A 22,483-nucleotide genomic window follows, 5' to 3' on the forward strand; every position below is an offset into this window, starting at 1 on the left:
TGGTCGATGCCGGCAGGATTAGACAAGGCCCCGGGGCCGGAAAATTCAAGGAGGCGACACCGGACGGCATTTTGCGCAAGGGGCTGTCCGGCCTGCGCGCACCAGACGCCGCGCCTCAGCCGACTTTCGTCTTCTCCCGGGCCTGCGGCGCGCGCTCTTCCAGATAGGCGGCCGCGCCCTCGAAGGGCAGGGGACGGCAGAACAGGAAGCCCTGGCCGAAATGGCAGCCGCGCCGGGTCAGGTACTGCTGCTGCTCCGGTGTCTCGATGCCCTCCGCGACAACATCCGCGCCAAGGCCCGAGGCGATCGCCAGGAAGCCGTCGATGATCACTTCCGACGACTTGTCGCGGCCGATGCCGGCGACAAACTGGGTGTCGATCTTCAACTCGTGGATGGTGAACTCGCGCAAGTGCTTGAACGAGCCGTAGCCGGTGCCGAAGTCGTCCATCGAGATGCGGATGCCGAGCCCGGCCAGCATCTCCACATTGTCGCGGATGATGTCGGCGGAGCGGGCGATGAACACGTCCTCGGTGATTTCCAGGGTAATCAGCCCGGCAAGGTCGATGTTTTCGGAGAACAGGCCGCGCAGGGCATCCATGCCGCTGCGCGTCGCCAGCGTCGCCTCGTCCAGGTTGATCGCGACCCCGCCCGTGTCGAGCCTGGCCGCGGCAAAGCGGCGTAGGTCGGCAAACACCTGCCGCGCGACCTCCACCGTGAAATCGCCCTGCAGCCCGAAACTGCCGATTCGAGGCAGGAAGTAGGACGGCGGCAACAGGCCCTTTTCCGGATGCTGCCAGCGGGCGAGCGCTTCGAAGCCGGCATGCCCGCCGGTGCCCAGCCGCACCTTGGGCTGGTAGTGCATGACGAACTCGCCGCGTTCCAGCGCCGTTTCGATCTCTTCCTTGTCGTCGAGGCCGAAACGCTCCGGCATCATGCTCGGCGAATAGATCGAGTAGGAGGGGCGCTTCTCGTGCTTGGCGACATACATCGCCTGGTCGGCGGCGGCCATCAGCTCGTGCGCCGCGCCGGCGACATCCCGGCTGCAGGCGACGCCGATGCTGGCGCCGACGCGCAGTTCCCTGCCGTTGAACGAGATCGGCCGGGCGGTTGCCTCGAGGATCCGGCGCGCGATGGTTTCCGGGTCGCGCCGGTGGTCCGTCACCGGCACGATGATGCCGAACTCGTCGCCGCCGAGCCGCGCGACGAAGTCGCCCGGCCGCGTCAGTTCGCGGAAGCGCTGCGCCAGCGTCTTCAGCACCGCGTCGCCCGCGTCGTGGCCATAGGCATCGTTGATCGGTTTGAAGCTGTCCAGGTCGACCAGCAGGTAGATGAATTCCTCGCCGTCCTGCGTGTTCTGCCAGATCGCGTCGAGGAATGTGTCGAAGGCCTTGCGGTTGGCCACCGCCGTCAACCCGTCATGGCTGGCGATATGTTCCAGTTCCGCCTGCTTCTGCTCGCGTTCGTCAGCCAGTTCCCGGTTCTGCACCATCACGCGCTGCAACTCGCGCACCGAGACCGCGATGCGGCCGAACTCGTCGCGGCGCTCGACAAAGGGCACGCCCACGGCAAGATCGCCGCGCAACAGCGACTGGACCGTGCGCACCAGCCCCAGGATCGGGCGTGTGATCATTCGCGAGGCGGCGAAACTGACGATGATCGCCATCAGGCCGGTCAGCGCGGCGGCCACGACGAAATCGCGGGCGAGGCGGTCGGACATGACCGACGTGCGCTCGCTCGCCTCGCGAAAATCGTTGGAGGCCCGGGTGGCGACGGTCTGCGCGAGGCCCTCGACCCGCGCATAGGCCTGGTGGCCGCCCCGTGTCGCGACTGCTCCGAGCGTGGCGTTGCGCAGGATCAGGAGCACCGCCTGCGAGGTGTTCTGCTTGTAGGTCTTGAATGCGGCGCGCAACTCGTCGGCTCCCGACAGCCCGGCCTCCTGCATCTCGGCAATGTCTGTATCGCTGATGTCGAGATAGTAGGAAATGGCGCGCAGCGTGCCCTCCAGTTCGGCGCCGCGCACGCCGATCTCGCTCCACATGGAGAGCTTGTAGAGGTTCGCCTCGACGCTGGCGAGGTGATGGGAGACATGATAGGCGCGCTCAAGCGCCGCCTCGTACTCGGCAATCCCCGACACGATCGCCGTTCGCTGCGTCTTCAGCGTCTGCCACGCGACGAACGTCATCAGCGTCAGCGCGACCAGCATCACCAGCGGCGCGGCCATCACCTTCGCCAGGATCGACCAGTTCGAGAAACGCAGGCGTCCGGCCAGCTTTCTACCTCGACGCATCTTCGAATGCTCCCGCGCACAGAACGCGTTCGCCGTCCTCCAGTGCGAAACAGCTATGGAAGCCGACAGCCGACTTTCCGGTCTTCGGATGCGGGAACAGCAGCAGGAACACCTTGTCGCCGGTGCCCAGAGCCGATTGCACCGCCAGTTTCGCCCAGAAGCGTCCCTCGATATCGGTGATGTTGCTCACATCGATGCCGACAAGCTCCGGATGGCCGGTATCGAACCAGCTTACACCCGAAACGGTCACGCCCCAAAGATGCAGGCCATTGGCATCGCGGACCCAGGGTGCGCCGCTGAAATCCTTCAGCGCCTGGCGCAGGCCCGCCTCGCCGATGTGCTTTTGCGCCAGAACGGCAAGGTCGCCGACGTCCCGGCGCACGGCGTCCAGGTCCGGGCCGGCCGAGCGCGCGTGAACCGTCTCGATGCCGCCCGTGTCGGCGCGCGCGCCGGGGACCGCACCCGCCTGGATGGCTGCCGCAACCGCGAAAACAACAAATGTAGCGGCGAAAGCCTTGCGAACCTGACCCATTCAAACCTCCGAACCCCCACCATCCAACACTATTGGCGAGTCGTGAAAGGCTGTTTAAGCCAGGCGCTAAAATTGCCGGATATCCCGACGTCACTTTCTGCCCGCAAGGCGCGGTCTCAGGTCGCGGCGGAGCGTGCGGGAGCGAATTCCGTTTGACATCCGCTCCCTGTCGCGTTCCACCCTGTGCCCGTGGAACGTGGGAAAACCGGACATTTCATGAAAACCGTTCAGGCGACAGGGACGATGGGCGAAGCACAGACCCGCGAAAGCATCTCGCCGCAGGCGCGCCGGCACCTGCAAATGCGCAAGGAGACCCTCAAGGCGCATCCCGGCCTGCGGGACCTTGCCGGCCCCGACCGGCGCACGGCGCTCTTCGTGCCGCTGCTCCTCGCCTTGCACTGGGGCATGGCCTGGGCGGTATCGGACAGCAACCTGCTGGTCGTCTTCCTCGCGGCCTTCCTGTTCGGCCAGTTCGTCATCCACGCCGCCGGCGCGCTCGTTCACGAGACCGCCCACCGGCTGATCTTCCGCGGCGACAAGGCGAAGCTTGCCTTCGATCTCGGCCTGGAAACGGTTCTCGGCTCCTTCGGCAAGCAGCTCACCTACCAGCACGAGCACCTGTCGAGCCATCATCCCTTCATCGGCGACTATGAGCGCGACTACGAGCATGAGGACCTGTGCGCCTTCAAGGCGCGCGAGATGCTGGTCGAGGGGCGGCCGCGCCTGCAGCGGGTGCTGACGGTGGCGACGCTTGTCGTCCACCTGCTGCCCTTCGGCTTCATCATCTCCGACGAGATCTTTCCCCGCCTCTACGAGCGGCTCACCGGCCGCGTCGCCCGCGATGGCGAGCGGCATGTCCGTTCGACCCGCGCGCCGCTCTGGCAGCGTCGCCTGTTCATCGCCTGGTCGCTCGCCGTCAACGTCGCTCTCTTGTCACTTTTCGGGGTGTTCGGCTGGCTCTATCACAATTGGGCCCTGTCGATCTTTCTGGGCAAGTTCGGCATCTCCAATCTCGGCCAGTCGCTCAGCGAGCATCCCGGCGACGACGTCGACGCGCCCACCCGCTCGACCTATGGCTGGATCAACCGGCTGCTGTTCAACACCGGCTATCACAACGAGCACCACACCTTTCCGAACGTCGCCTGGACGCGCCTGCCGGAGCTGGCGCGCGGCGCCCCGGAGGTCTTCAGCGCCCGTGCCGAGCGCTCCTATCTCGGGTATTGGTGGGATCATGTGTGCGGGGATTTCAAGACCTCGCGCCGCAGTCCGCTGCAGGGCGAGGACCAGTCCCGGCGATGCCCGCGCACGGGTGACGCTTGAACTGATATCGATCAATTTCGATACAAAAACGCGCAATTTTTCGCAATTCTTTGTTCGAAATTGCGCAAAACCTCGGCTCGTTTTGCGACAACCGGCGGCACCGTGAGGCGCCGCCGGTCTCGGGTCAGGTGACCTCGCCGTAGGTGGTCTGCAGTCCGGCCCGCTCGCGCATGCCGTCGCGATAGATCGCCTTGAAAAGCGACACGCACATCAGGACCATCACCAGCGAGAAGGGCAGGGCGCCGATCACCATCGCCGTCTGGATCGCCTTCAGCCCGCCGACCAGCAGCAGCGCCGCCACGACCACTCCCAGCGAGACGCCCCAGAACAGGATGTGCGGCCGCGCCTTGGGCCCTTCGTCGCCCGCCGCATTGATCGTGTTGACGATCAGCACGGCGGAGTCTGCCGACGTGATCAGATATGTCATCAGCAGCACGACGATCAGCACCGCCATCAGCCAGCCAAGCACCGGCGACAGCATCAGGCCGGTCATGGCGAAGATCTTGTCGCCGTCCGGCACCGAGTTGATCGCGCCGCCCGCGACGCCGCTGAGTTCCATCTGGATCGCGGTTCCCCCGGCAAAGGCGAACCAGACGAAGCACATGATCGCCGGCGCGATCACCGCCCCGACGACGAACTCGCGGATCGTGCGGCCCTTGGAGATGCGGGCGAGGAAGAGCCCGACAAAGGGTGCGAACGCCACCCACCAGGCCCAGTAGAAGACCGACCAGGCACCCTGCCAGCCTTCCAGTGCCTTGGCCGTCTCGCCCTCGCCGGAATAGACCGTGAAGATCATCGACGGCAGGGCCATAAGATATTCGAACCCGCCGACGAACAGCGCGTTGAGGCCGAACCAGGTCGAACCGAAGAGCAGGAAGAAGCCGAGCAGGAAGGTGCTGAGCACCATGTTCAGGTTCGACAGCCACTTGATGCCCTTGCCGACGCCAGACAGAGCCGACAGCGTCGAGGCACCCATGATGATGACGATGGCGACGATGATGCCGAGCGAGGAGGCCGTGCCCTTGTCGTTGATCAGCCAGTCGCCGATGCCGATGCGCGCCATGCCGGCAACGAACTGTTCGACGCCGAAGCCGAGCATCTGGGCAACGCCGAGAATGGTTGCGATCACCGCGACGATGTCGATCGCATGACCGACCGGACCCGACAGGCTGCGGCCGAAGAGCGGAGCAAGCGAGGAGCGGATGGTCAGCGGCAACCCGCGGCGATAGGCGAAGAAGCCGAGCGCCAGGCCGGCGATCGCATAGGACGACCAGGCCGAGAACCCCCAGTGGAGGTAGGACCACTTGAAGGCGTTGAGCACGTTGTCGGCCCCGCCGCTCGTCGCCAGTCCCTGGATCACGTCCGGGTTTCTCTTGAAGTGGTAGATCGGCTCCGCCACCGCCCAGGTCAGCATGCCCACGCCGATGCCGGCACCGAACATCATCGAGAACCAGGAGAAGCGCGAGAACTCCGGCTTGTCGTCGGGACCGCCCAGCTTCATGCGCCCGGCTGTCGGCCACAGCGCGAGCACGATGCAGGCAAGCACGAAGGCGGCCATAACGTAAAAATACCACAGCGCGAAGTTGGCGAGGATAAAGCTGTTGAAGCCGGCGAGAACGTCGCTCGCCTGCTGGGGAAAGGCGACCGCCCACAGGACCAGCGCTCCGACCGCCAGTTTCGAGGTGATCGTCACGTCAAGGATGAAGCCGTTGTAGAAACCGCGTTTGGCGATCTTGATCGGCAGGTCGAGCAGGGGTGGTTTCACACTCATCTGGTCTGGTCCTTTTTGCTTGTTGTTATCGCGGCGGGAAGGTCATTCGCCACGGGGGAACCTCTGCCTCTCCTCCAGGACGTTGAGGTCCATGTGATTGCGCATGTAGCGCTCGCTCGCTTTTTGCAGCGGTTGGTAATCCCAGGGAAAATGCGCGCCGTTGCGCAGCGCCTCGTAGACGACGAGCCGGCGGGCCTGCGACTGGCGGATCTCCGCGTCAAATCGCTCAAGGTCCCATCGGCTTTCGGCAAGCGACCGGAAATGTTCGAGAATTTCGCCATGGGCCGGGTCGCCGACGAGGTTCGAAAGCTCGTCCGGGTCGGCGTCGAGATCGAAGAGCTGCTCCGGGTCAAGCCGGCAGCGCGTGTATTTCCACCGCCCCTCGCGCAGCGCCACCAGCGGCGCATAGGAGGCCTCCGCCGCATACTCCATCGCCACGGGGCGAGCGCGCGCTGCGCCCCCGGCCAGCGGCAGCAGGCTCTCGCCATCCGTCCACGGCGCCACCTCGTCGAGCGGCACTCCGGCCAGGGCGCACAGCGTCGGCGTCACGTCCAGCGTCGAGACCGGCACGGCGATCCGTCCCGGCGCGAGACCGGGCGCGGACACCATCAGCGGCACCCGGGCCGAGCCTTCGAAGAAGCTCATCTTGAACCACAGCCCGCGCTCGCCGAGCATGTCGCCATGATCGGAAACGAACAGGATCACCGCCTCCTGGCGGGTTCGCTCAAGCGCGTCGAGGATCTCGCCGATCTTGTCGTCGACATAGGAGACATTGGCGAAATAGGCGCGCCGCGCCCTGCGGATATCTTCGTCCGTGATGTCGTAGGAGCGCCAGTCGTTGGCATCGAAAATCCGTTTGGAATGCGGATCATGCGCCGCGTAGTCCATCGCCGGAACGCGCGGCAGCAGGTGTGTGCTGTCCTCGTAGAGGTCCCAGTAGCGCCGCCGCGCCACGTAAGGGTCGTGCGGGTGGGTGAAGCTCACCGTCAGGCACCAGGGACGGGCGTCGTTGCCGCGCGAAAGGTCGAGCACCTTGCGGGTCGCGTGATAGGCGACCTCGTCGTCATATTCGAGCTGGTTGCTGATCTCCGCAACGCCCGCGCCCGTCACCGAACCCATGTTGTGATACCACCAGTCGATCCGCTCGCCGGGCTTGCGATAATCGGGCGTCCAGCCGAAATCGGGAGGGTAGACGTCGGTGGTCAGCCGCTCCTCGAACCCGTGCAGCTGGTCCGGCCCGACGAAGTGCATCTTGCCGGAAAGGCAGGTCTGGTAGCCCGCGCGGCGCAGGTGATGGGCATAGCTCGGGATATCGGAGGCGAACTCCGCGGCATTGTCGTAGACCCTGGTCCGCGACGGCAGCTGGCCGGACATGAACGAGGCACGGCCCGGTGCACAGAGCGGCGAGGCGGTGTAGGCATTGGCGAACCGGACGGAGCGGGAGGCAAGTCGTTTCAGGTTGGGAGCGTGCAGCCAGTCGGCCGGGCCGTCGGGAAAAAGCGTCCCGTTCAACTGATCCACCATGAAGATCAGAATGTTCGGCCGCCCTCCGGCCGCCTGTGTCTTTTCGTCTGTCCCGCTGTTCTGCATTGCCCCCGCCGCAAAACTGATGAATTAATGGATTTCTTAGCTTGGCGGATTGAACCCGGCGCTTCCACAGAGATTTCTCTATGAGTGATATAAGCCTTGATTATATCATGATGAGCCGGCACGCGGCCGGCCTTTGCGCCTTCGTGCTGGTCGCACGCCATGGCCAGCTGTCGGCCGCCGCGCGCGAGTTGCGCATTTCCCAGCCCGGACTGAGCCAGCGTCTGAAAAACCTTGAAGACAGCCTGCAGATCACCCTGTTCGAGCGCACCCATCGCGGCGTCCGCCTGACGGAACAGGGGGCCGAGCTGCTGGCGACGGTCGAGCCCCTGCTCGGAAACCTCGCCGCGAACTTCCGCCGGTTCACCCATCGCAAGCGAACCCCTTCGGTGCTTGTCTCCGTCGATTTCGCGTTTGCCTCCTTCTGGCTGCTGCCCCGGTTGGCGCGCCTGCGCGAGGCGATCCATCCGATCGACATTTCCATGCTGACCTCGCAGCAGCCGGAACTGGCCGCCGGGCTCAGCGTTGACCTGACGATCCGCATGGCCGAGGGAGACGACATCGAGGCACGCGAGACGAAGCTGATGGACGAGCGGGTCTCGGCCGTGTGCAGCCCGGATTTTCTGGCCGGCCATCCGGGGCTCGCGGGTCCCGCCGATCTCGTCGGCCTGCCGCTTCTCAGCCTGGCCACCCCGCCGACCTCGCACTGGTATGACTGGGGAAGCTGGTTCGCCCATTTCGGCATCGACGCGCGCTCCGACAGCGAACGCACCAGCTTCACCAGCTACGACATCGTCGTGCGCGCCGCGCAGGCGGGCCTCGGCGTGGCACTCGGCTGGCACGGCCTGATCGACGACCTGCTGGAAGAGGGCGGATTGGTGCCGGCCGTGCCCGACGTCGCCGCAAGCGGGAGGGGGTATTTCATCCACATGGGCCAGGAGGCACCGTCACCGGCCGCCAACCGCGTCCATGACTGGATCCTGGACGAGGTCTGCAAGGCGACGGAAAAGACCGGTTGACGCCGCCGCTACGTGTTTTCCTGCCTGTACGCAGGCGCGGCGCTTCGTCAGTCTTGCTGCGGTGCAACCAGGCTTTTGAGGAATGCATGAGCGACGTCGACATCACCTCGATGGACCGTGACAGGCCGGCCCACGCGATGGCGCCGGAGGAGGTGATCGCGGGCCTTCGCACGGAACGAGGCGGCCTCTCCTGCGACGAGGCGCGTCAAAGGCTCGCCGAGCGGGGCGCGAACCGGTTGCCCGAACCACCACGTCGCAACGCCGTGCTGCGCTTTCTGGCGCATTTCCACAATGTGCTGATCTATGTGCTGATCGGGGCGGCCGTCATCACCGCGGGCCTCGGCCATTTCGTCGATACAGGCGTCATTCTCGCCGTGGTGATCGCCAACGCGGTCATCGGCTTCGTCCAGGAAGGGCGTGCGGAAACCGCGATGGACGCCATTCGCCACATGCTTGCGCCGCACAGTTCCGTCTTGCGCGACGGCCGCCGAAGCAGCGTTGACAGCGCGGACCTCGTCCCCGGCGACATCGTGTTGCTGGAAGCGGGAGAGAAGGTCCCCGCCGACCTGCGGTTGATCGAGGCGAGGGGGCTGCGGGTCGACGAGGCGATCCTGACCGGCGAATCCGTGCCGGCCGAAAAGCAGCTGGCGCCCGTCGCCGTCGCCGCGCCGCTGGGGGACCGTACCTGCATGGCCTATAGCGGCACGATGGTTTCGGCGGGAACCGGGCTCGGCGCGGTGGTGGCCACCGGCGGCGAGACGGAGATCGGCCGGATCAGCGGCATGCTTGCCCGGGTCGAACAACTGACCACGCCGCTCATCCTCCAGATGGATGCCTTTGCGCGATGGCTCACGGTGCTCATCCTGCTGATCGCCGGGATATTGCTCGTCTACGGCTATTTCGTCGGCCACATGGCCTTCACCGACGTCTTCATGTCGGTCGTCGGGCTCTCCGTGGCGGCGATACCCGAAGGACTGCCGGCGGTCCTGACCATCACGCTTGCCGTGGGCGTGCAGGCGATGGCCCGTCGCAACGCCATCGTCCGCCGGCTGCCGGCGATCGAGACGCTCGGCTCCGTCTCGGTCATCTGCACCGACAAGACCGGCACCCTGACCCGCAACGAGATGCTCGTCGCCTCGCTGTCCGCCGCCGGCGAGGTCTACGGCGTCACCGGGGAGGGGTATGCGCCGGACGGGGCCCTGCGGCTCGTCTCGAGGGAAACCGATGTCGATCCCGCCGCCCATCCGGTCCTCTTTGAAATCGCGCGTGCTGCCGCCCTTTGCAACGACGCGGCCCTGCTGCCCGGCGAGGACGGCTGGCGCGCTGAAGGCGATCCCATGGAAGGCGCGCTGAAAGCGCTTGCCGGCAAGATCACCGGCGAGGGCGCCAGTCCCTTCGCCGACTGGGTCCGCCTCGATACCATCCCCTTCGATGCCGCCCATCGCTACATGGCGGTGCTGCACCGCAACCCCGATGGCGTCGGCGAGATCCATGTGAAGGGCGCGCCGGAACAGGTCCTGGCGATGGCGGCGGGCCAGCGCGGCGCCGGTGGCGCCACCGAGGCGCTGGACGCGGCCTTCTGGCACGAGCAGGTCGAGGCGATCGCGGCGAAGGGGCAGCGCGTTCTGGCGCTCGCCATGTCCGGCCGGACGGCAGAAAGCGGCGGCACTTTGTCGGCGGAGGTGCTTGGCCGAGACCTGGTGCTGCTTGGTCTTGTCGGACTGATCGATCCGCCGCGACCGGAAGCCGTGGCGGCTGTCATCGAGTGCCACAGGGCCGGTATCCGGGTGAAGATGATCACCGGGGATCATGCCGGGACGGCAGCGGCCATTGCCGGAAGGATAGGGCTTGCCAATCCCGACCGCGTGATCACCGGCACGGAACTGGACGCCATGGACGAGGCGGAACTGGCCGCCATCGTCCTTGATACGGATGTCTTCGCCAGGACCAGCCCGGAGCACAAGCTGAGGCTGGTGAGTGCGCTTCAGTCGCATGGTCTGACCGTCGCGATGACGGGCGACGGGGTCAACGATGCGCCGGCCCTCAAGCGCGCCGATGCCGGCATCGCGATGGGCCGCAAGGGGAGCGACGCGGCGCGCGAAACCGCCGATCTCGTTCTGGCCGATGACAATTTCGCCTCGATCGTGGCGGCGGTGCGCGAGGGGCGCACGGTCTACGACAACATCAAGAAGGTGATCAGCTGGACGCTGCCGACCAGCGGCGGCGAGGCGGCAACGATTATCGTCGCGCTTTTTCTGGGTCTTTCGATGCCGATCACGCCGGTGCAGATCCTCTGGGTCAACCTGATCACCGGCATCACCCTCGGACTGGCGCTGGCGTTCGAGCCGACCGAGGCGAACACGATGAAGCGATTGCCCCGACCACGCGGAGAGCCGCTTCTGGGCGCAGGCCTGATCTGGCACGTGGTCGTGGTCTCGCTCCTGTTCCTCGGCGCGATCTTCGGCATCCACACCTATGCGGTCGATCAGGGGTATTCGGAGGAACTGGCCCGGACGCTGGCGCTCAACACGCTGGTGGCGCTGGAAATCTTCCACCTCTTCTTCATCCGCAACATCTACGGCACCTCGCTCACCTGGAAGGCCGTGCGCGGCACGCCCGTGGTCTGGCTTTGCGTTGGCGCCATCACCGCGGCCCAGTTCGCCATCACTTATTTTCCGCCGCTGCAGCAGGTTTTCGGGACCCGGCCGGTACCGCTCGCCGACGGTGCCCTCGTCGTCGCGATCGGCGTGGTTTTCCTGGCTCTCGTCGAGACGGAAAAGCAGCTCCGCCTGGCCGTACGGCGCGGCAGGACGGCGACATGAATGCGCCACGTGCCATCTTGTGGCCCGGCTTCGGCAGTACCGGCCGTGGCGGGGCCGGATGCCGGCCAGAGACAGGTATCATGACATGAGGCCATGACCTTGATGCAGCACGATTTTAGATTTCTGACCCTTGCCGGAACGCGGTTTGCCCGAAACACGGTTGTCGGTGCGCTTTCGCTCGCCATGCTGCTTTCGCCGCTCGTCGCCGCCAATACCGCCACCGCCGATGCCTGGTCGCAGAAGAAATGCACGCTCTATGGCGAGGCCTGGCGCAAGGTCGTCGAATGGCAGGGCCGCGAGGGGCTTGGCCATGACTTCATCGATGGGAACGAGCGCTTCATCGCCGGCGGGTGTTCGACGCCTGCCGGCGTGTGTCCGAGAAGCGCGGCGGAGCTCAAGGCCGCCGACACCCTGTCGATGATGGCCGTCTCGCAAGGGATCACCGGCTCGTTCCTGCCCTTCGGTTGCAGGGGATGAGTGGCCGGAGACGGCAAGGTGGACGGCAGGCGCGTGCCTGCGCCTAGCGTGTCGTTGCCATCAACAGGCTTCCGCCCAGCAGGAACGTACCTCCGGCATAGCCGATCCTCCGCTTTGCCGATCTGCTTGCGAAGACCTGGCGTGCGCGGATCGCGATGATGGCGTAAGCCGAGAGGAGAACCGCCACGACAATCGTCGAGGTCACGGTCAGGATCAGCATCTGCCGGGCAAGACTTCCTGCCGGATCAATGAACTGCGCCAGAAAGGCCATGTAGAAGACAATCGCCTTGGGGTTCAGGATGGCGGTGATCGTTCCGGCCCAAAGGCTCCCCCAGCCGGACGAGACAGCGTCCTGCCCGGGCAATTCGAATGTTCCCGTCCTGGCCTCGGAGATCTGCCGATAGCCAAGCCAGGCCAGGTAGAGGACACCCGCCCACTTGACCGCCTGAAACAGGAGCGCGGACGCCGCCAGGATGGCGCCAACGCCCAGGAACGAGAGCAGCATCAGCACGATGCCGCCGATCAGGTCGCCGGCCACGCACATCAGGGCGGCCTTCCTGCCCCTTGTCAGCGCCTGACCGACAACGAGAAGAACGCTGGGGCCCGGGACAAGCGTCAGGACGATGCAGGCGATGGTGAAGGCAAACCAGTTTTCAAAGGACATCCGGGACTTCCTCGAACCTTTGCCGGGACGATCTCAATACCGCGTGCCAGCCGGTCGGCCCAGGGCGTGGTCTCCAGTCCCGTTCCTTCATACCGTTTCTCATCGGAATCATGAGTTCACGCCCCAGGGGCGGGCGGGGTTTTCCTCATCGCCGGCGCACGGCAAGAAGCGCGCCCGAGGCGATCAGGGCGATCCCGGCGATTTCACGCAATGTTGGAGGCTCGCCAATCAGAACCACGCTCCAGAATGCCGCAAACACCAGATAGCCATTGTCGAACACCCCCACGACAGGAGAGGGCGCCAGCTTGTAGGCTTGTGCCACGGCGGTTGCGACGATGGCAAGAAGCAGGCCCAGGAACGCGGCCAGAACCCAGTCCCCCAGCCGCAGGGGGGACCATGCCAAACCGGCGAGAACGCCCGCGTCGGACGGGGCAAGCAGCGCGCGCGTGGCGATGACCATGCCGCTGGCAAGCACGAGGGTGATGTTCAGGTTCAGTGCCATGACCAGCGAGGGTTCTTCCCGGCAGCGGCTTCGGGTCACGACCGCCGCCAGGGCATAGAAAACCGCTGCGATCACCGGAAGGAGAGTGACGGGCGACAGCTCTCCGACCCTCGGGTTCGCCGCGACAACCACACCCGCGGCCGTCAGAAGCACCGCTTGCCACTGCCGCCGACTTGCTGCCTCCCCGGGGATGAACCGTGACATGAGCGCCATCCAGACCGGCGAGGAATAGTAGCACGCGGCGGCGAGGGTGAAGGACATCCACGGCAGCGCGGCGTAATAGCAGAACCACATGGCCGTGAGGCACAGGCTGCGGATCCAGACCCAGTAGCACACGCGCAAGCGGATCCCGCGTGACACCATGCCGACAACGGCCGCGATCAGGGCTCCGGCGACAAGCGACCTGAGGAATACAATCTGCCCGAGGGCGAACCTGCCGCCCGTGTTTTTCACCAGGGCATCGGACAGCGATAGCAAGAGAACGGCCAGCAGGATCGAAAAGATCCCGGCTTTGCGTGGTTCAAGCCTCGTCAAACGTGCGACAATCCATTCCATTGCCGACAAAGTGCAGGGGTTATCGCTTTTGAAAAATGAAGAATCATCAAACAGGCATGAGCCTGTGGAATGCATCTCATGACCCGGGTCCTGCCGCCACTGGCGCGCCTGCGCCCCTTCGAGGCTGCCGCCCGTCTGGAAAGCTTTACCCAGGCGGCGACCGAGCTCGGCCTGACCCAGACGGCGGTCAGCAAGCAGATTGCCGCGCTGGAGGAGGATCTCGGCGTTCGCCTTTTCGAACGACGCAACCGGGCCGTCTTCCTGACCGAGGAGGGCGTCGCTTCGGCAGGGTCGTGAGCGCCGCGCTGTCCGACATCGCCGCAGAAACGGCCGAGCTTCGCGGCACGCGCCGTCCCGGTGGGCTCGTGTTGCACTGTCAGCTTTGCGAGGCTTTCTACTGGCTGATGCCGCGTCTCTCCCGCTTTCACGAACGTCATCCGGGGGTCGAGATCCGGGTCATCAGCTCGCTGGCTCCCCTGACACAGGCCGTTGAACCCTTCGATGTTGCCATCCAGACGTCGGGGCGCGCCTGCGGCAGCGCCCGCCTTGCCTTCACCGCCTCGGATGACGTGTTTCCGGTTGCTTCCCCGGGCCTGCTGGAAAGCCTGTCGCTCCCGCTTCGGCCTTCAGAACTGCCGGACTTCACCCTGCTGTCGCATCGGGTCGTCCCGCAGGACTGGATGGACTGGCCGGACTGGTTCGAGGCAGTGGGCCTGCCGCTGCGAAGAGGCGCTAGCAAGATCACCTTCGACAGTTTTCCGCTGGTGCTGCAGGCCGCAGTCGCCGGTCAGGGCATCGCCCTTGGATGGAGGCGAACCGTGAGCAGCCTGCTGGAGGACGGCAAGCTCGTCCGGCCCTGCTGCGAGATTGTCGCACGACCAGCGGAAATCTCGGTATTCCGAGGCACGCGACCCGGCAATCACCGGGAAACGCAGGCCCTGCTTGACTGGTTGCAGGATGAGTTTTCGGAGCCGGTCTGAATTCATCCGGCCTGCCGCGTGTCCGGGTCAATGAACTGCGCCGGAAGGAGCAGTTTCCTTGTCGGGCCGCTCGCCGCGCACGCGACGGTTGAACATGGAGCGGTCATTCCCGATCATGTTGCCGCCCGGATGCACCGATCTCGGGCAGGAGAGGGAGCGATGCTGATAAAACGCGAGATCCTCGAAAGGATCAGGGCGGGGGAGATCTCCCTGCAGTTCCGCCGCTGGAAACGCCGGACGGTAAAGCCCGGCGGCACGCTGCGTACCGCCGTCGGCGTCCTGCGCATCGGGGCGATCACCCCGGTTGGCGAAGCGGAACTTTCCGACAGGGACGCATGCATGGCCGGTTTCGCCGACGCTGCCGCCTTGCGCGCATGGCTCGCCAGCGGCAAAGCGGGAGAACTGGAACGGATCGAGATTTCCTGGCTCGGCGAGGATCCGCGTGTCGCCCTGCGCGCGGAGGCCGCGCTTTCCGTCGAAGAACTCGCGGGCGTCGCCGCGCGGCTCGACGCCATCGACGCACGGGCCAGAGAGGGAGGCTGGACGGCGCGCGCCATGGACCTCATCGCCAGCCGGCCCGGCGTCCCGGCAGCTGATCTGGCTGCAGACATGGAACTGGAAAAGCTTGCGTTCAAGACCCGTATCCGCCGCCTCAAGGAACTTGGCCTGACGGAAAGCCTGGAGACCGGCTACCGCCTTTCGGTGCGTGGCGAGTGTGTGCGTTCATTTCGAAGCAAGCGATGATCGATGGGCGCTATACCGGATCAGGGGGCAGCCGCGATCCATCCCACGCCCCATAGGCCGCAAGGAATATGCGCACGCATTCCCGGGCATGGCGAAGTCGGTCGTCCTTGTCCGGAATGGCCTCGTCCCCCAGCAGCATCGCGGCGTTGACCGGGCCGCCCATCACCAGCCAGTTGAAGTGGGATGCCGCCTCGCGCGGATCCGGGATGGCAACATGCCCGGCGTCGCGATAGGCCTCGAAGGCGCGGGCAAGCCGCGCGATCGAGCGCCCGGGGCCGCGTTCGTGCAGCATCCGGCCGAGATCGGGAAACCGCCCGACCTCGCCGATCACCAGCCGCCGCAGCCGCATCAGGCGAGGGGTGAGGACGATCTCGAGTTGCTGCCGCGCGAAATCCAGCAGGAAATCGGCAAGGGGACGGTCCACCTGCGGATCGGCGACCTGTTCGGCCAGCCTGTCGCCGGCGCCGCCGGTCATGCCGCCGACAACCTCGAGAAACAGCGCTTCCTTGCTTTGCAGATGCGCATAGACCGTCTGCTTCGAAACGCCGGCAAGCTCGGCCACCTGGTCCATGCTGGCGCCGAGGAAGCCATGTTCGAGAAACACCGCCTCGCCAGCGTCCAGGATCGCCCTGCGGGTCCGTTCCATGCGGGCCTTGCCGCCAGCGCTCATCCTGGTTTCCCCTTGCCCCGCGTCCGGTTGTCCGGCGCGTCCCCTGCGATCTCGCGAACCTAGCATGGCGGCCTTGACCGATCAAACTGGACTGTCTAGTCTAGTTTTCAATGAGGAGATGCGCGATGAACCAGGCGAGGGCGCAAACCCGGGCCGTGAATTGCCGATGCGGGGCCGTGGCGCTTGAGGTGACGGGGTCGCCCATCATCACCACCGCCTGCCGGTGTTCCAGCTGCCGCAAGGCGGGCCGGCTGCTCGAGGCCCTGCCGGGAGCAGCCCCCATTCTCGATGCCAACGGCGAAACGCCCTGCACGCTGTACAGGAAGGATCGTGTGCGCTGCGCGCGCGGCGCCGCCTTGCTTCGTGAACACCGCCTCGATCCGGGATCGCCGACACGGCGTGTCGTGGCGACCTGCTGCAACACCGCGATGTTTCTCGACTTCACCAGGGGGCACTGGCTGACCGTCTATCGCGACCGTATCGAGGGAGCTGAAGGGGGCGAAACGGAGCGCGGGCGGTCATCCCTTGCGTTTGTCCTGCGGTTACTCGCGGCATGGGTCGCCATGGGCTTCCGCTCACCGGAAATCACTTATGTCGGAGGTCGTCTCAATGGCGCCGAAAGCTGAAAAGATCGAGATCGAGAACTTCACCTCTCCGGGGCATGTGGTCCGGGTGGACAAGGCCAAATACGAGGCGATGCGGGACGCGCTTCTGGCGGTCCTGCCGGCCCGCCCGCCGGGGCTGAGCGTGGCCGAGGCCAAGGAAAAGCTGCTGCCTCTGCTGCCGCAGGAGCTGTTTCCCGGCGGCGAGAAGGCCGGCTGGTGGCTGAAGGCGGCGCAGCTCGATCTCGAGGCGAAAGGCCGCATCCGGCGCGAGGCGACCAAGCCGCTGCGTCTGCATCGGGTCGGCTGATCCCGGGCGCCGACCCGGGCCGCTGTCACGACGTTTTCCGCAGGACGGGGCGCGCGAAGGCGATGCCGATGGCAAGCACCATGAGCGCGCCCGCGACACCGAACACCAGCCGCATGCCGCCGGCCACCGCACCGGGGGAGGCCGCCTGGAAATCGCCTGTGCCCACGCCAATGGCGAAGACGGCCCCCATCGCGGATGCGCCGAGGATGAGGCCTATATTGCGCGACAGGCTGAGCAGCCCCGACACCACGCCGCGCCGGTCTCCTGCAACATCGGCCATGACGGCCGTGTTGTTCGCGGCCTGGAAGAGCTGGTAGCCCGGCGTCAGGACCGCAACAGCCAGCACGTAGCCGGCAACGCCGATCAGGCCCGGCAGCACCGACAGGGAGAACGCCCCGGCGGCGAGCAGTCCCAGCCCGGTGCCGAGCACCGGCCGCGTGCCCCATGCGTCGACAGCGCGTCCGGAGGGCAGGCCGCTGAGGATCGAGATCGCCGGACCGACCGACATGACCATGCCGACGGCCATGGCGCTCAGGCCCAGCGCGAGACCGAGATAGAACGGACCGACGACCAGCGTCGTCATCATCACCGCCGCGACCAGGATGTTGACCAGAAGGGCCGGCGCCAGGCCCGTTCCCCGGCCAAGGTCGAAGGCAGGGCGGAGGCCGGCTGCGGCCGGCTTCGTCCGTTCCGCATCGCGCGGCAGCGACACGAAGGCCAGGACAAGGGTCGCCGCGGCAACCGGGACCTGAACGAAAAAGATGCCCTGCCAGCCGGTTGACGACACGAGTACGCCGCCAAGCGAAGGGCCGAGAGCCGTGCCGATCGCCGACACCGTGCCCATCAGCCCCATGGCCCGCCCCATCCGCGCGGGGCTCGCGGTCTCGCGCACAAGCGCGATGGTCAGTGTCATCAGGAAGGCGGCCGCGATACCCTGAAGCGTCCGGGCGGCAATCAGCAACCCGAGATCCGGCGCGAGCCCGCACAGCAACGAGGCCAGGCAAAACAGTCCGAGGCCGGCAAGGTGCATGCGTCTCAGCCCGAAAATATCGCCAAGCCGCCCCGCGACGACGACGGACACCGTCAGCGCGGCCAGATAGGCGACAACGACCCACTGGACGTCCTGGAAGCGCGCCGAGAAAGCCTCCGCAAGCGCGGGCAGGGCGATATTTGCAATGCTCGTCCCCAAGGAAGCAAGCAGCATCGAGAGACCAAGAACGACCATGCTTGCACGATTGGCGGTGGCCGGTGCGGGTGACTTTGCGGGATTCATGTCGGGCTCCTCTTGCCTGAAACGCTCAGGGAGGGCAGGCTACAAATTCAAGTCGACTTGAGGTCAAGCATGAAATTTCTCGACATCGGCGAGGTCGCCGAACGCAGCGGCATGCGCCCCTCGGCGCTGCGCTACTACGAGGAGGTCGGGCTGATCTCCTCGATCGCCCGAAGCGGCCTGCGGCGCCAGTTCCCGCCGGAAGTGCTGCTGCAGCTCAAGCTGATCGCCATGGGAAAGTCGGCCGGTTTCTCGCTGGACGAGATATCGGGCATGTTCGGCGGCAACGGCGCCCCGGACCTGCCGCGCGCATTGCTGCATGAAAAGGCGGACGAGCTGGACAGGCAGATCGGTGAACTCGCCGCGCTGCGCGACACGCTGCGCCACGTCGCCGACTGCCCCGCGCCTTCTCACATGGAATGCCCGACTTTCCGGCGTCTTGTCGATGTGGCCGGACGGCGCTCCGGGACGAAGAGGCAAAAGCGCGGACCGAAAGGGGGCGGCGGCGGCGGCGACTAGAGAAACGCCAGCAGGCACGCCGCGATGATCGACCCGCCCATGGCGACATTCATGACGCGTTCTGCCGCGGGGCGGAGAGCTATCCGGCCGAGAGAGGTTTCAACAAACTCAAGCATTTAAGGGCCGTCGCGCGATGATGCGAAAAGTATCCCAGCAACTACATGGCAGACGTCAAACTCGCCTTGGCACGCAACGGGATCAGATTGAGCGATCCCGCTGCCTGGTCCGCCTACTCGCTGATATTTTTCGATTTGAGCCGAGCCACGAACCGAGCCGTCGCCTCAAGATTGCCGGCCCATAGGTCCAGAAGATCAGCAGTGCGCGGCACTGCTTGGTCATTTGGCATGGTCTCCGCCAGCTTTTGGAGGAACACTTTATTTGCGGTGAGACGCTCATGAAGGGATGCAAGGAGGCTTTGGGCTCGGCTGGGCGGAAGTTGTCCGAGGAAAGCAATGCCGGCGCTCAGTTGAGGAAGGTCGAAGCTTCCCAGCGCTTTTTCCAGAAGTGAGAAGAACTCCGTTTCCCCGCTAGGGGTCAGGGAAAAAACCGTCCGTTCCGCTCCCCGTGCACCGGCCTCGCTGCCACACGTCGCTAGCTTCTCTTCTTTGTGTAGCTGCCCGAGCGCGTGATAAACCGATCCTGACCTTACCGTCGTCCATGTTTCGACGCGCCAGTCATCCAACTGGCGGCGAACCGCATATCCATGTGCTGTGCCGAGGTATCGGATCGTGCCCAGAACGAGCAGACGGGTGACGTTCATGATGGTCCAGCCTTTATTCAGAACCCCATAGCCAAATTTGGCTAAATACGCTATGCCTCGTTTAGCCAAATTTGGTTAAACTGGAGCTCCGTATGCCCTCGCAGGAAATCATCAGGTCCGACATTGTTTCCCTTGGTTCGGATGTTCACGTCGATACCAGCACGCCCGATCTTTTCTTTTTTAGAGGCGCAGAGAGGCGCATGCCCTTCGCCACCATTGTGACACGAGACACCGAGTACGATAGTTTTGCCCGGCTTGATGGCGACGGGTCGTTCCGGCTGAATATCGCGCTTGACCGGGAGACGTTTGGGGGCCTCTTCCCCGACCACACCTCTCGCTCTGCTCTCGAAGCCGCCAATTTCGATTACACCGCTCGCGACGAAATCTTGCCGCATCCCGTTTATGGACGAATGCACTGGGTTTGCGTCGTGAATCCCGACAGCGTCTATGCCCGATGCCGGGTCCTTTTCGGCAAGGCCTATGAACTGGCCCGTCGATAGGACTGTCGAGGTTTGCGAGGAAGTGCGAGGCAAGGCGGGCCGACGTGGCGGGCCGCGCCCGACGAAGATGAGAACTATGAGATCGTTTTAAGCCTCTGATGTTTATGCGGTTATTTCGCATTTCGCGGCAATCGGTGGCTTTTGGCGTCGATTACGCGGCTTCCGGCGGTGATAGAGGGTGCTCGGCGGGGTTCATCGGGTGGGGCGCAGATGACTTATGCTGTTCGCCCATAGCCTCAGCCTCCTGAATCAGGATAGCGCGCCGCATCTTTCACCATGACTTGCACGGTCGTCGCCGCTCCGGGAACCGTGGCCGAAGGAAAGCTTGTTCACCGCTCGCACTTCCAAGCCGGCTTCATGAGAATCGCGCCATCGGGGAACGCGCGGATATAACGCCTGAATGCTCCGATCGCGATCCAATTGCCAAGCACACTGCGCAGTTCATCGAGCGGGGCATCCTCTGTCGCAGAGCGATGAATTGTCAGTTTCGGCAGCCCTTCGGAATAGCCACCCCATAAAAGGGTGGGACATTCGCGCTATCTGGCTTTATTGCGAGCAACGACGCGCCCACTGCGATGGCTCGCGGTCGTCGCTACAGCGCCAAGACGCAACCACCCGACGCCCCTCATTTTCCGACTGTCCCCGCGGTGTCGATGATCGCTTGGGCAAACGCCTGCGGCGCTTCCTGCGGCAAGTTGTGACCGATACCTCCCTCGATTAACCGATGCTGATAAGGACCGGTGAAGCGGCTGCGATAATCCTCCGGCCTTGGATGTGGCGCGCCATTGGCATCACCTTCCATGGTGATCGTCGGCACCGTAACGGGGGGGAATGTCGCAAGACGCTGTTCAATGGCGTCATAGCGCGCCTCGCCCTCGGCAAGCCCCAAGCGCCAGCGATAGTTGTGGATGGTGAGTGCAACATGATCAGGATTGTCGAGTGCGACGGCCGACCGTTCGAAGGTCGCATCGTCGAATGCCCAGCGGGGCGATGCGGTTTGCCAGATCAATCGGGCGAAGGCGTGTCTGTTTGCGGCATAACCTTCCCGACCGCGTTCGGTCGCGAAGTAGAACTGATACCACCAGCGCTCCTCTGCCGCTGGAGGAAGCGGTTTGGCGTTGGCAGCCTGACTGCCGATCAGATAACCGCTGACCGATACGAGCCCTTTGACGCGGTCTGGATGAAGCACGGCCATGATGCAGGCGGTCCGTGCTCCCCAATCGTAGCCACCGACCACAAACTGCCGGATGCCGAGTTTGTCCATGAGATCGAACATATCGACGGCGAAGGTGGCCTGCTGACCGTTGCGCTTACTGGTATCCGAAAGGAACCGGGTCAGACCGTACCCGCGCAGGTAGGGCATGATCACCCGGTAGCCCGCCTGCGCTAGAAGTCGCGAGACCTCTGCGTAGCTGAAAATGTCGTATGGCCATCCGTGCAACAACAGCACAACCTGTCCATCAGAGGGGCCATCTTCTGCATAAGAGATTTCGAGCAGATCCGTGCGGACATGCTTGAGCGGAGCGAAGCCAGTCGCCGGCGCGTGTGAGGGCGGCTGACTCGATTGGGCCATCGCCTCGCTACTGAGCAGCAACGAAGCTGCCGCACCGGAAATCGCCCCAGCGATGAATGTTCGGCGTTCGATCTGTCCCTTTGTATCCATGGCAGTTCCTTTCGTTATCGCGTGAGGAAGAAGGAAATCTCGGCTATATCGTCGGCTTGGACTTCTCTGCCCGCGGACGTAGCTGGACCAGCGAGCCACGGCGCTCTAGCGCCGTTGCCCTTTTCATCTGCCGAACGACTTTATCGGGAGGCTTCTTCAATCAGTTCGGCGACGGCCTCAGGCTTTGAGACCATGACGACATGCGACGCGCCCTGGACCACGACCGTGTCTTTGGAGCTGGCGCGATAAGCCATGAACGCAGAGGCCTTAGGCGGGATGTTCTTGTCGCCATCCCCATACACGAAGTAGGAGGGCAACGCCTTCCAGGCCGGTTCACCCGACTTCTCAGTCAATGCAGCTTCCGTGATGGGCCTTTGCCCCGCAGCCATCAACGCCGCCTGCGCAACCGGCACGTCGTGGGCGAACTGATCATGGAACTTCGCCTGGTCGATATATAGGTCGACGCCACCGTCAGCGAGCTTAACCGGCGGAGCAAGTGCTTCGCCGAGCGTGCCTCCAGGGAACTTGCCGGCGAGATCTGCTGCGGATTCACCCTCATCCGGCGCGAAGGCGGCAACATAGACCAGTGACTTGACGTTGGCGTTACCCTTGGTCGCATTCGTGATGACCTGGCCGCCGTAGGAGTGCCCGACGAGGACCACCGGCCCCTTAATGCTTGCGAGCACATCCGAAACGTCGCGGGCATCCGTTGCGACGCTGCGTAGAGGATTGGCGACGGCGATAGTCTTGTATCCGTCCTTTTGAAGGATGGTGATGACGCCATTCCAGCTCGATGAATCGGCAAATGCGCCATGGACGAGAACGATGGTCGGCTTGACCGTTTGGGCGCCGGCCGTCCCCGACAGGAGCGCCGAGGCGATAACTGCGATGGCCGCAAACTTTGACATGATGGTTTTCCTTGTTGGTTT

At 64.7% G+C, this 22,483-nt stretch carries 22 protein-coding genes; 11 read left to right on the forward strand and 11 right to left on the reverse strand.

Translation table 11 applies throughout. The features are described 5' to 3' along the window. Nucleotides 1-115 precede the first annotated feature (115 nt). Nucleotides 116-2,287 carry a putative bifunctional diguanylate cyclase/phosphodiesterase gene (locus ACQY46_RS14785; RefSeq protein ID WP_428696796.1) on the reverse strand — a complete coding sequence of 724 codons (2,172 nt, stop codon included), beginning with the start codon at nt 2,285-2,287 and terminating at the stop codon, nt 116-118. Further along, complete coding sequence (locus ACQY46_RS14790; RefSeq protein ID WP_428696797.1) at nt 2,274-2,819, reverse strand: hypothetical protein; 546 nt, start codon at nt 2,817-2,819, stop codon at nt 2,274-2,276. The genes ACQY46_RS14785 and ACQY46_RS14790 overlap by 14 nt, the downstream gene beginning before the upstream one ends. Nucleotides 2,820-3,035: 216 nt before the next feature. Between ACQY46_RS14790 and ACQY46_RS14795 the strand changes: the two genes are divergently transcribed. Next, the gene (locus ACQY46_RS14795; protein WP_428696798.1) at nt 3,036-4,139 is read left to right on the forward strand and encodes a fatty acid desaturase; all 1,104 of its coding nucleotides are present in this window, start codon (nt 3,036-3,038) and stop codon (nt 4,137-4,139) included. 124 nt (nt 4,140-4,263) lie between these two features. On the opposite strand, the gene ACQY46_RS14800 is transcribed toward ACQY46_RS14795, so the two are convergent. Both ACQY46_RS14800 and betC read right to left on the reverse strand, forming a co-directional pair. Next, nucleotides 4,264-5,910, reverse strand: a complete 1,647-nt coding sequence (locus tag ACQY46_RS14800; protein WP_428696799.1) for a BCCT family transporter — start codon at nt 5,908-5,910, stop codon at nt 4,264-4,266. A 42-nt stretch (nt 5,911-5,952) separates the two neighbouring features. Beyond that, nucleotides 5,953-7,434 carry a choline-sulfatase gene (gene betC / locus ACQY46_RS14805; RefSeq protein ID WP_428696800.1) on the reverse strand — a complete coding sequence of 494 codons (1,482 nt, stop codon included), beginning with the start codon at nt 7,432-7,434 and terminating at the stop codon, nt 5,953-5,955. 146 nt (nt 7,435-7,580) lie between these two features. On the opposite strand from betC, the gene ACQY46_RS14810 reads away from it, so the two are divergent. The 3 genes from ACQY46_RS14810 (at nt 7,581) to ACQY46_RS14820 (ending at nt 11,815) form a co-directional block, all read left to right on the forward strand. Then, on the forward strand, nt 7,581-8,516 hold the full coding sequence (locus ACQY46_RS14810) for a LysR substrate-binding domain-containing protein (protein ID WP_428696801.1): 936 nt from the start codon (nt 7,581-7,583) through the stop codon (nt 8,514-8,516). A gap of 86 nt (nt 8,517-8,602) precedes the next feature. Continuing rightward, a complete protein-coding gene (locus ACQY46_RS14815) occupies nt 8,603-11,338 on the forward strand; it encodes an HAD-IC family P-type ATPase (protein ID WP_428696802.1) in 2,736 nt (911 codons plus the stop codon). Between the two features lie 93 nt (nt 11,339-11,431). Beyond that, nucleotides 11,432-11,815 (forward strand): hypothetical protein, encoded by a 384-nt coding sequence (locus tag ACQY46_RS14820; protein WP_428696803.1) that lies wholly within the window; start codon nt 11,432-11,434, stop codon nt 11,813-11,815. A 43-nt stretch (nt 11,816-11,858) separates the two neighbouring features. Here ACQY46_RS14820 and ACQY46_RS14825 read toward each other — a convergent pair whose 3' ends face one another. Both ACQY46_RS14825 and ACQY46_RS14830 read right to left on the reverse strand, forming a co-directional pair. After that, nucleotides 11,859-12,479 carry a LysE family translocator gene (locus ACQY46_RS14825; RefSeq protein WP_428696804.1) on the reverse strand — a complete coding sequence of 207 codons (621 nt, stop codon included), beginning with the start codon at nt 12,477-12,479 and terminating at the stop codon, nt 11,859-11,861. 145 nt (nt 12,480-12,624) lie between these two features. Next, nucleotides 12,625-13,611, reverse strand: a complete 987-nt coding sequence (locus ACQY46_RS14830; protein ID WP_428696805.1) for a DMT family transporter — start codon at nt 13,609-13,611, stop codon at nt 12,625-12,627. Between the two features lie 3 nt (nt 13,612-13,614). Between ACQY46_RS14830 and ACQY46_RS14835 the strand changes: the two genes are divergently transcribed. The 3 genes from ACQY46_RS14835 (at nt 13,615) to ACQY46_RS14845 (ending at nt 15,260) form a co-directional block, all read left to right on the forward strand. Next, complete coding sequence (locus tag ACQY46_RS14835; RefSeq protein ID WP_428696806.1) at nt 13,615-13,833, forward strand: LysR family transcriptional regulator; 219 nt, start codon at nt 13,615-13,617, stop codon at nt 13,831-13,833. After that, nucleotides 13,830-14,516: a LysR substrate-binding domain-containing protein gene (locus ACQY46_RS14840; protein WP_428696807.1), complete on the forward strand. Its 687-nt coding sequence runs from the start codon at nt 13,830-13,832 to the stop codon at nt 14,514-14,516. Before ACQY46_RS14835 ends, ACQY46_RS14840 begins: the two co-directional genes overlap by 4 nt. A 159-nt stretch (nt 14,517-14,675) precedes the next feature. Then, nucleotides 14,676-15,260 carry an ASCH domain-containing protein gene (locus tag ACQY46_RS14845; protein WP_428696808.1) on the forward strand — a complete coding sequence of 195 codons (585 nt, stop codon included), beginning with the start codon at nt 14,676-14,678 and terminating at the stop codon, nt 15,258-15,260. A 10-nt stretch (nt 15,261-15,270) separates the two neighbouring features. On the opposite strand, the gene ACQY46_RS14850 is transcribed toward ACQY46_RS14845, so the two are convergent. Then, nucleotides 15,271-15,930, reverse strand: coding sequence for a TetR/AcrR family transcriptional regulator (locus ACQY46_RS14850; protein ID WP_428696809.1), 660 nt, complete (start codon nt 15,928-15,930; stop codon nt 15,271-15,273). Nucleotides 15,931-16,055: 125 nt separating this feature from the next. Here ACQY46_RS14850 and ACQY46_RS14855 point away from each other — a divergent pair, with 125 nt between their 5' ends. Together ACQY46_RS14855 and ACQY46_RS14860 are read left to right on the forward strand one after the other, a co-directional pair. Then, nucleotides 16,056-16,556, forward strand: coding sequence for a GFA family protein (locus ACQY46_RS14855; RefSeq protein ID WP_428696810.1), 501 nt, complete (start codon nt 16,056-16,058; stop codon nt 16,554-16,556). Beyond that, nucleotides 16,540-16,842, forward strand: coding sequence for a DUF6958 family protein (locus ACQY46_RS14860; RefSeq protein WP_428696811.1), 303 nt, complete (start codon nt 16,540-16,542; stop codon nt 16,840-16,842). The genes ACQY46_RS14855 and ACQY46_RS14860 overlap by 17 nt, the downstream gene beginning before the upstream one ends. 25 nt (nt 16,843-16,867) lie before the next feature. Here the strand turns inward: ACQY46_RS14860 and ACQY46_RS14865 are convergent, their stop codons facing one another. Then, on the reverse strand, nt 16,868-18,115 hold the full coding sequence (locus ACQY46_RS14865; protein WP_428696812.1) for an MFS transporter: 1,248 nt from the start codon (nt 18,113-18,115) through the stop codon (nt 16,868-16,870). Between the two features lie 69 nt (nt 18,116-18,184). Between ACQY46_RS14865 and ACQY46_RS14870 the strand changes: the two genes are divergently transcribed. Next, complete coding sequence (locus ACQY46_RS14870) at nt 18,185-18,631, forward strand: helix-turn-helix domain-containing protein (RefSeq protein ID WP_428696813.1); 447 nt, start codon at nt 18,185-18,187, stop codon at nt 18,629-18,631. 229 nt (nt 18,632-18,860) lie between these two features. Here ACQY46_RS14870 and ACQY46_RS14875 read toward each other — a convergent pair whose 3' ends face one another. Further along, nucleotides 18,861-19,391, reverse strand: coding sequence for a PadR family transcriptional regulator (locus ACQY46_RS14875; protein WP_428696814.1), 531 nt, complete (start codon nt 19,389-19,391; stop codon nt 18,861-18,863). A 92-nt stretch (nt 19,392-19,483) separates the two neighbouring features. On the opposite strand from ACQY46_RS14875, the gene ACQY46_RS14880 reads away from it, so the two are divergent. Further along, entirely contained in the window at nt 19,484-19,891 is a 408-nt protein-coding gene (locus tag ACQY46_RS14880) for a DUF6194 family protein (protein ID WP_428696815.1), read from the forward strand. Between the two features lie 625 nt (nt 19,892-20,516). On the opposite strand, the gene ACQY46_RS14885 is transcribed toward ACQY46_RS14880, so the two are convergent. Together ACQY46_RS14885 and ACQY46_RS14890 are read right to left on the reverse strand one after the other, a co-directional pair. Next, entirely contained in the window at nt 20,517-21,554 is a 1,038-nt protein-coding gene (locus ACQY46_RS14885) for an alpha/beta fold hydrolase (RefSeq protein WP_428696816.1), read from the reverse strand. Between the two features lie 140 nt (nt 21,555-21,694). Continuing rightward, a complete protein-coding gene (locus ACQY46_RS14890; protein ID WP_428696817.1) occupies nt 21,695-22,462 on the reverse strand; it encodes an alpha/beta fold hydrolase in 768 nt (255 codons plus the stop codon). Nucleotides 22,463-22,483 lie beyond the last annotated feature (21 nt).

This window comes from Stappia sp., assembly GCF_965276915.1.
Taxonomy (GTDB): domain Bacteria; phylum Pseudomonadota; class Alphaproteobacteria; order Rhizobiales; family Stappiaceae; genus Stappia.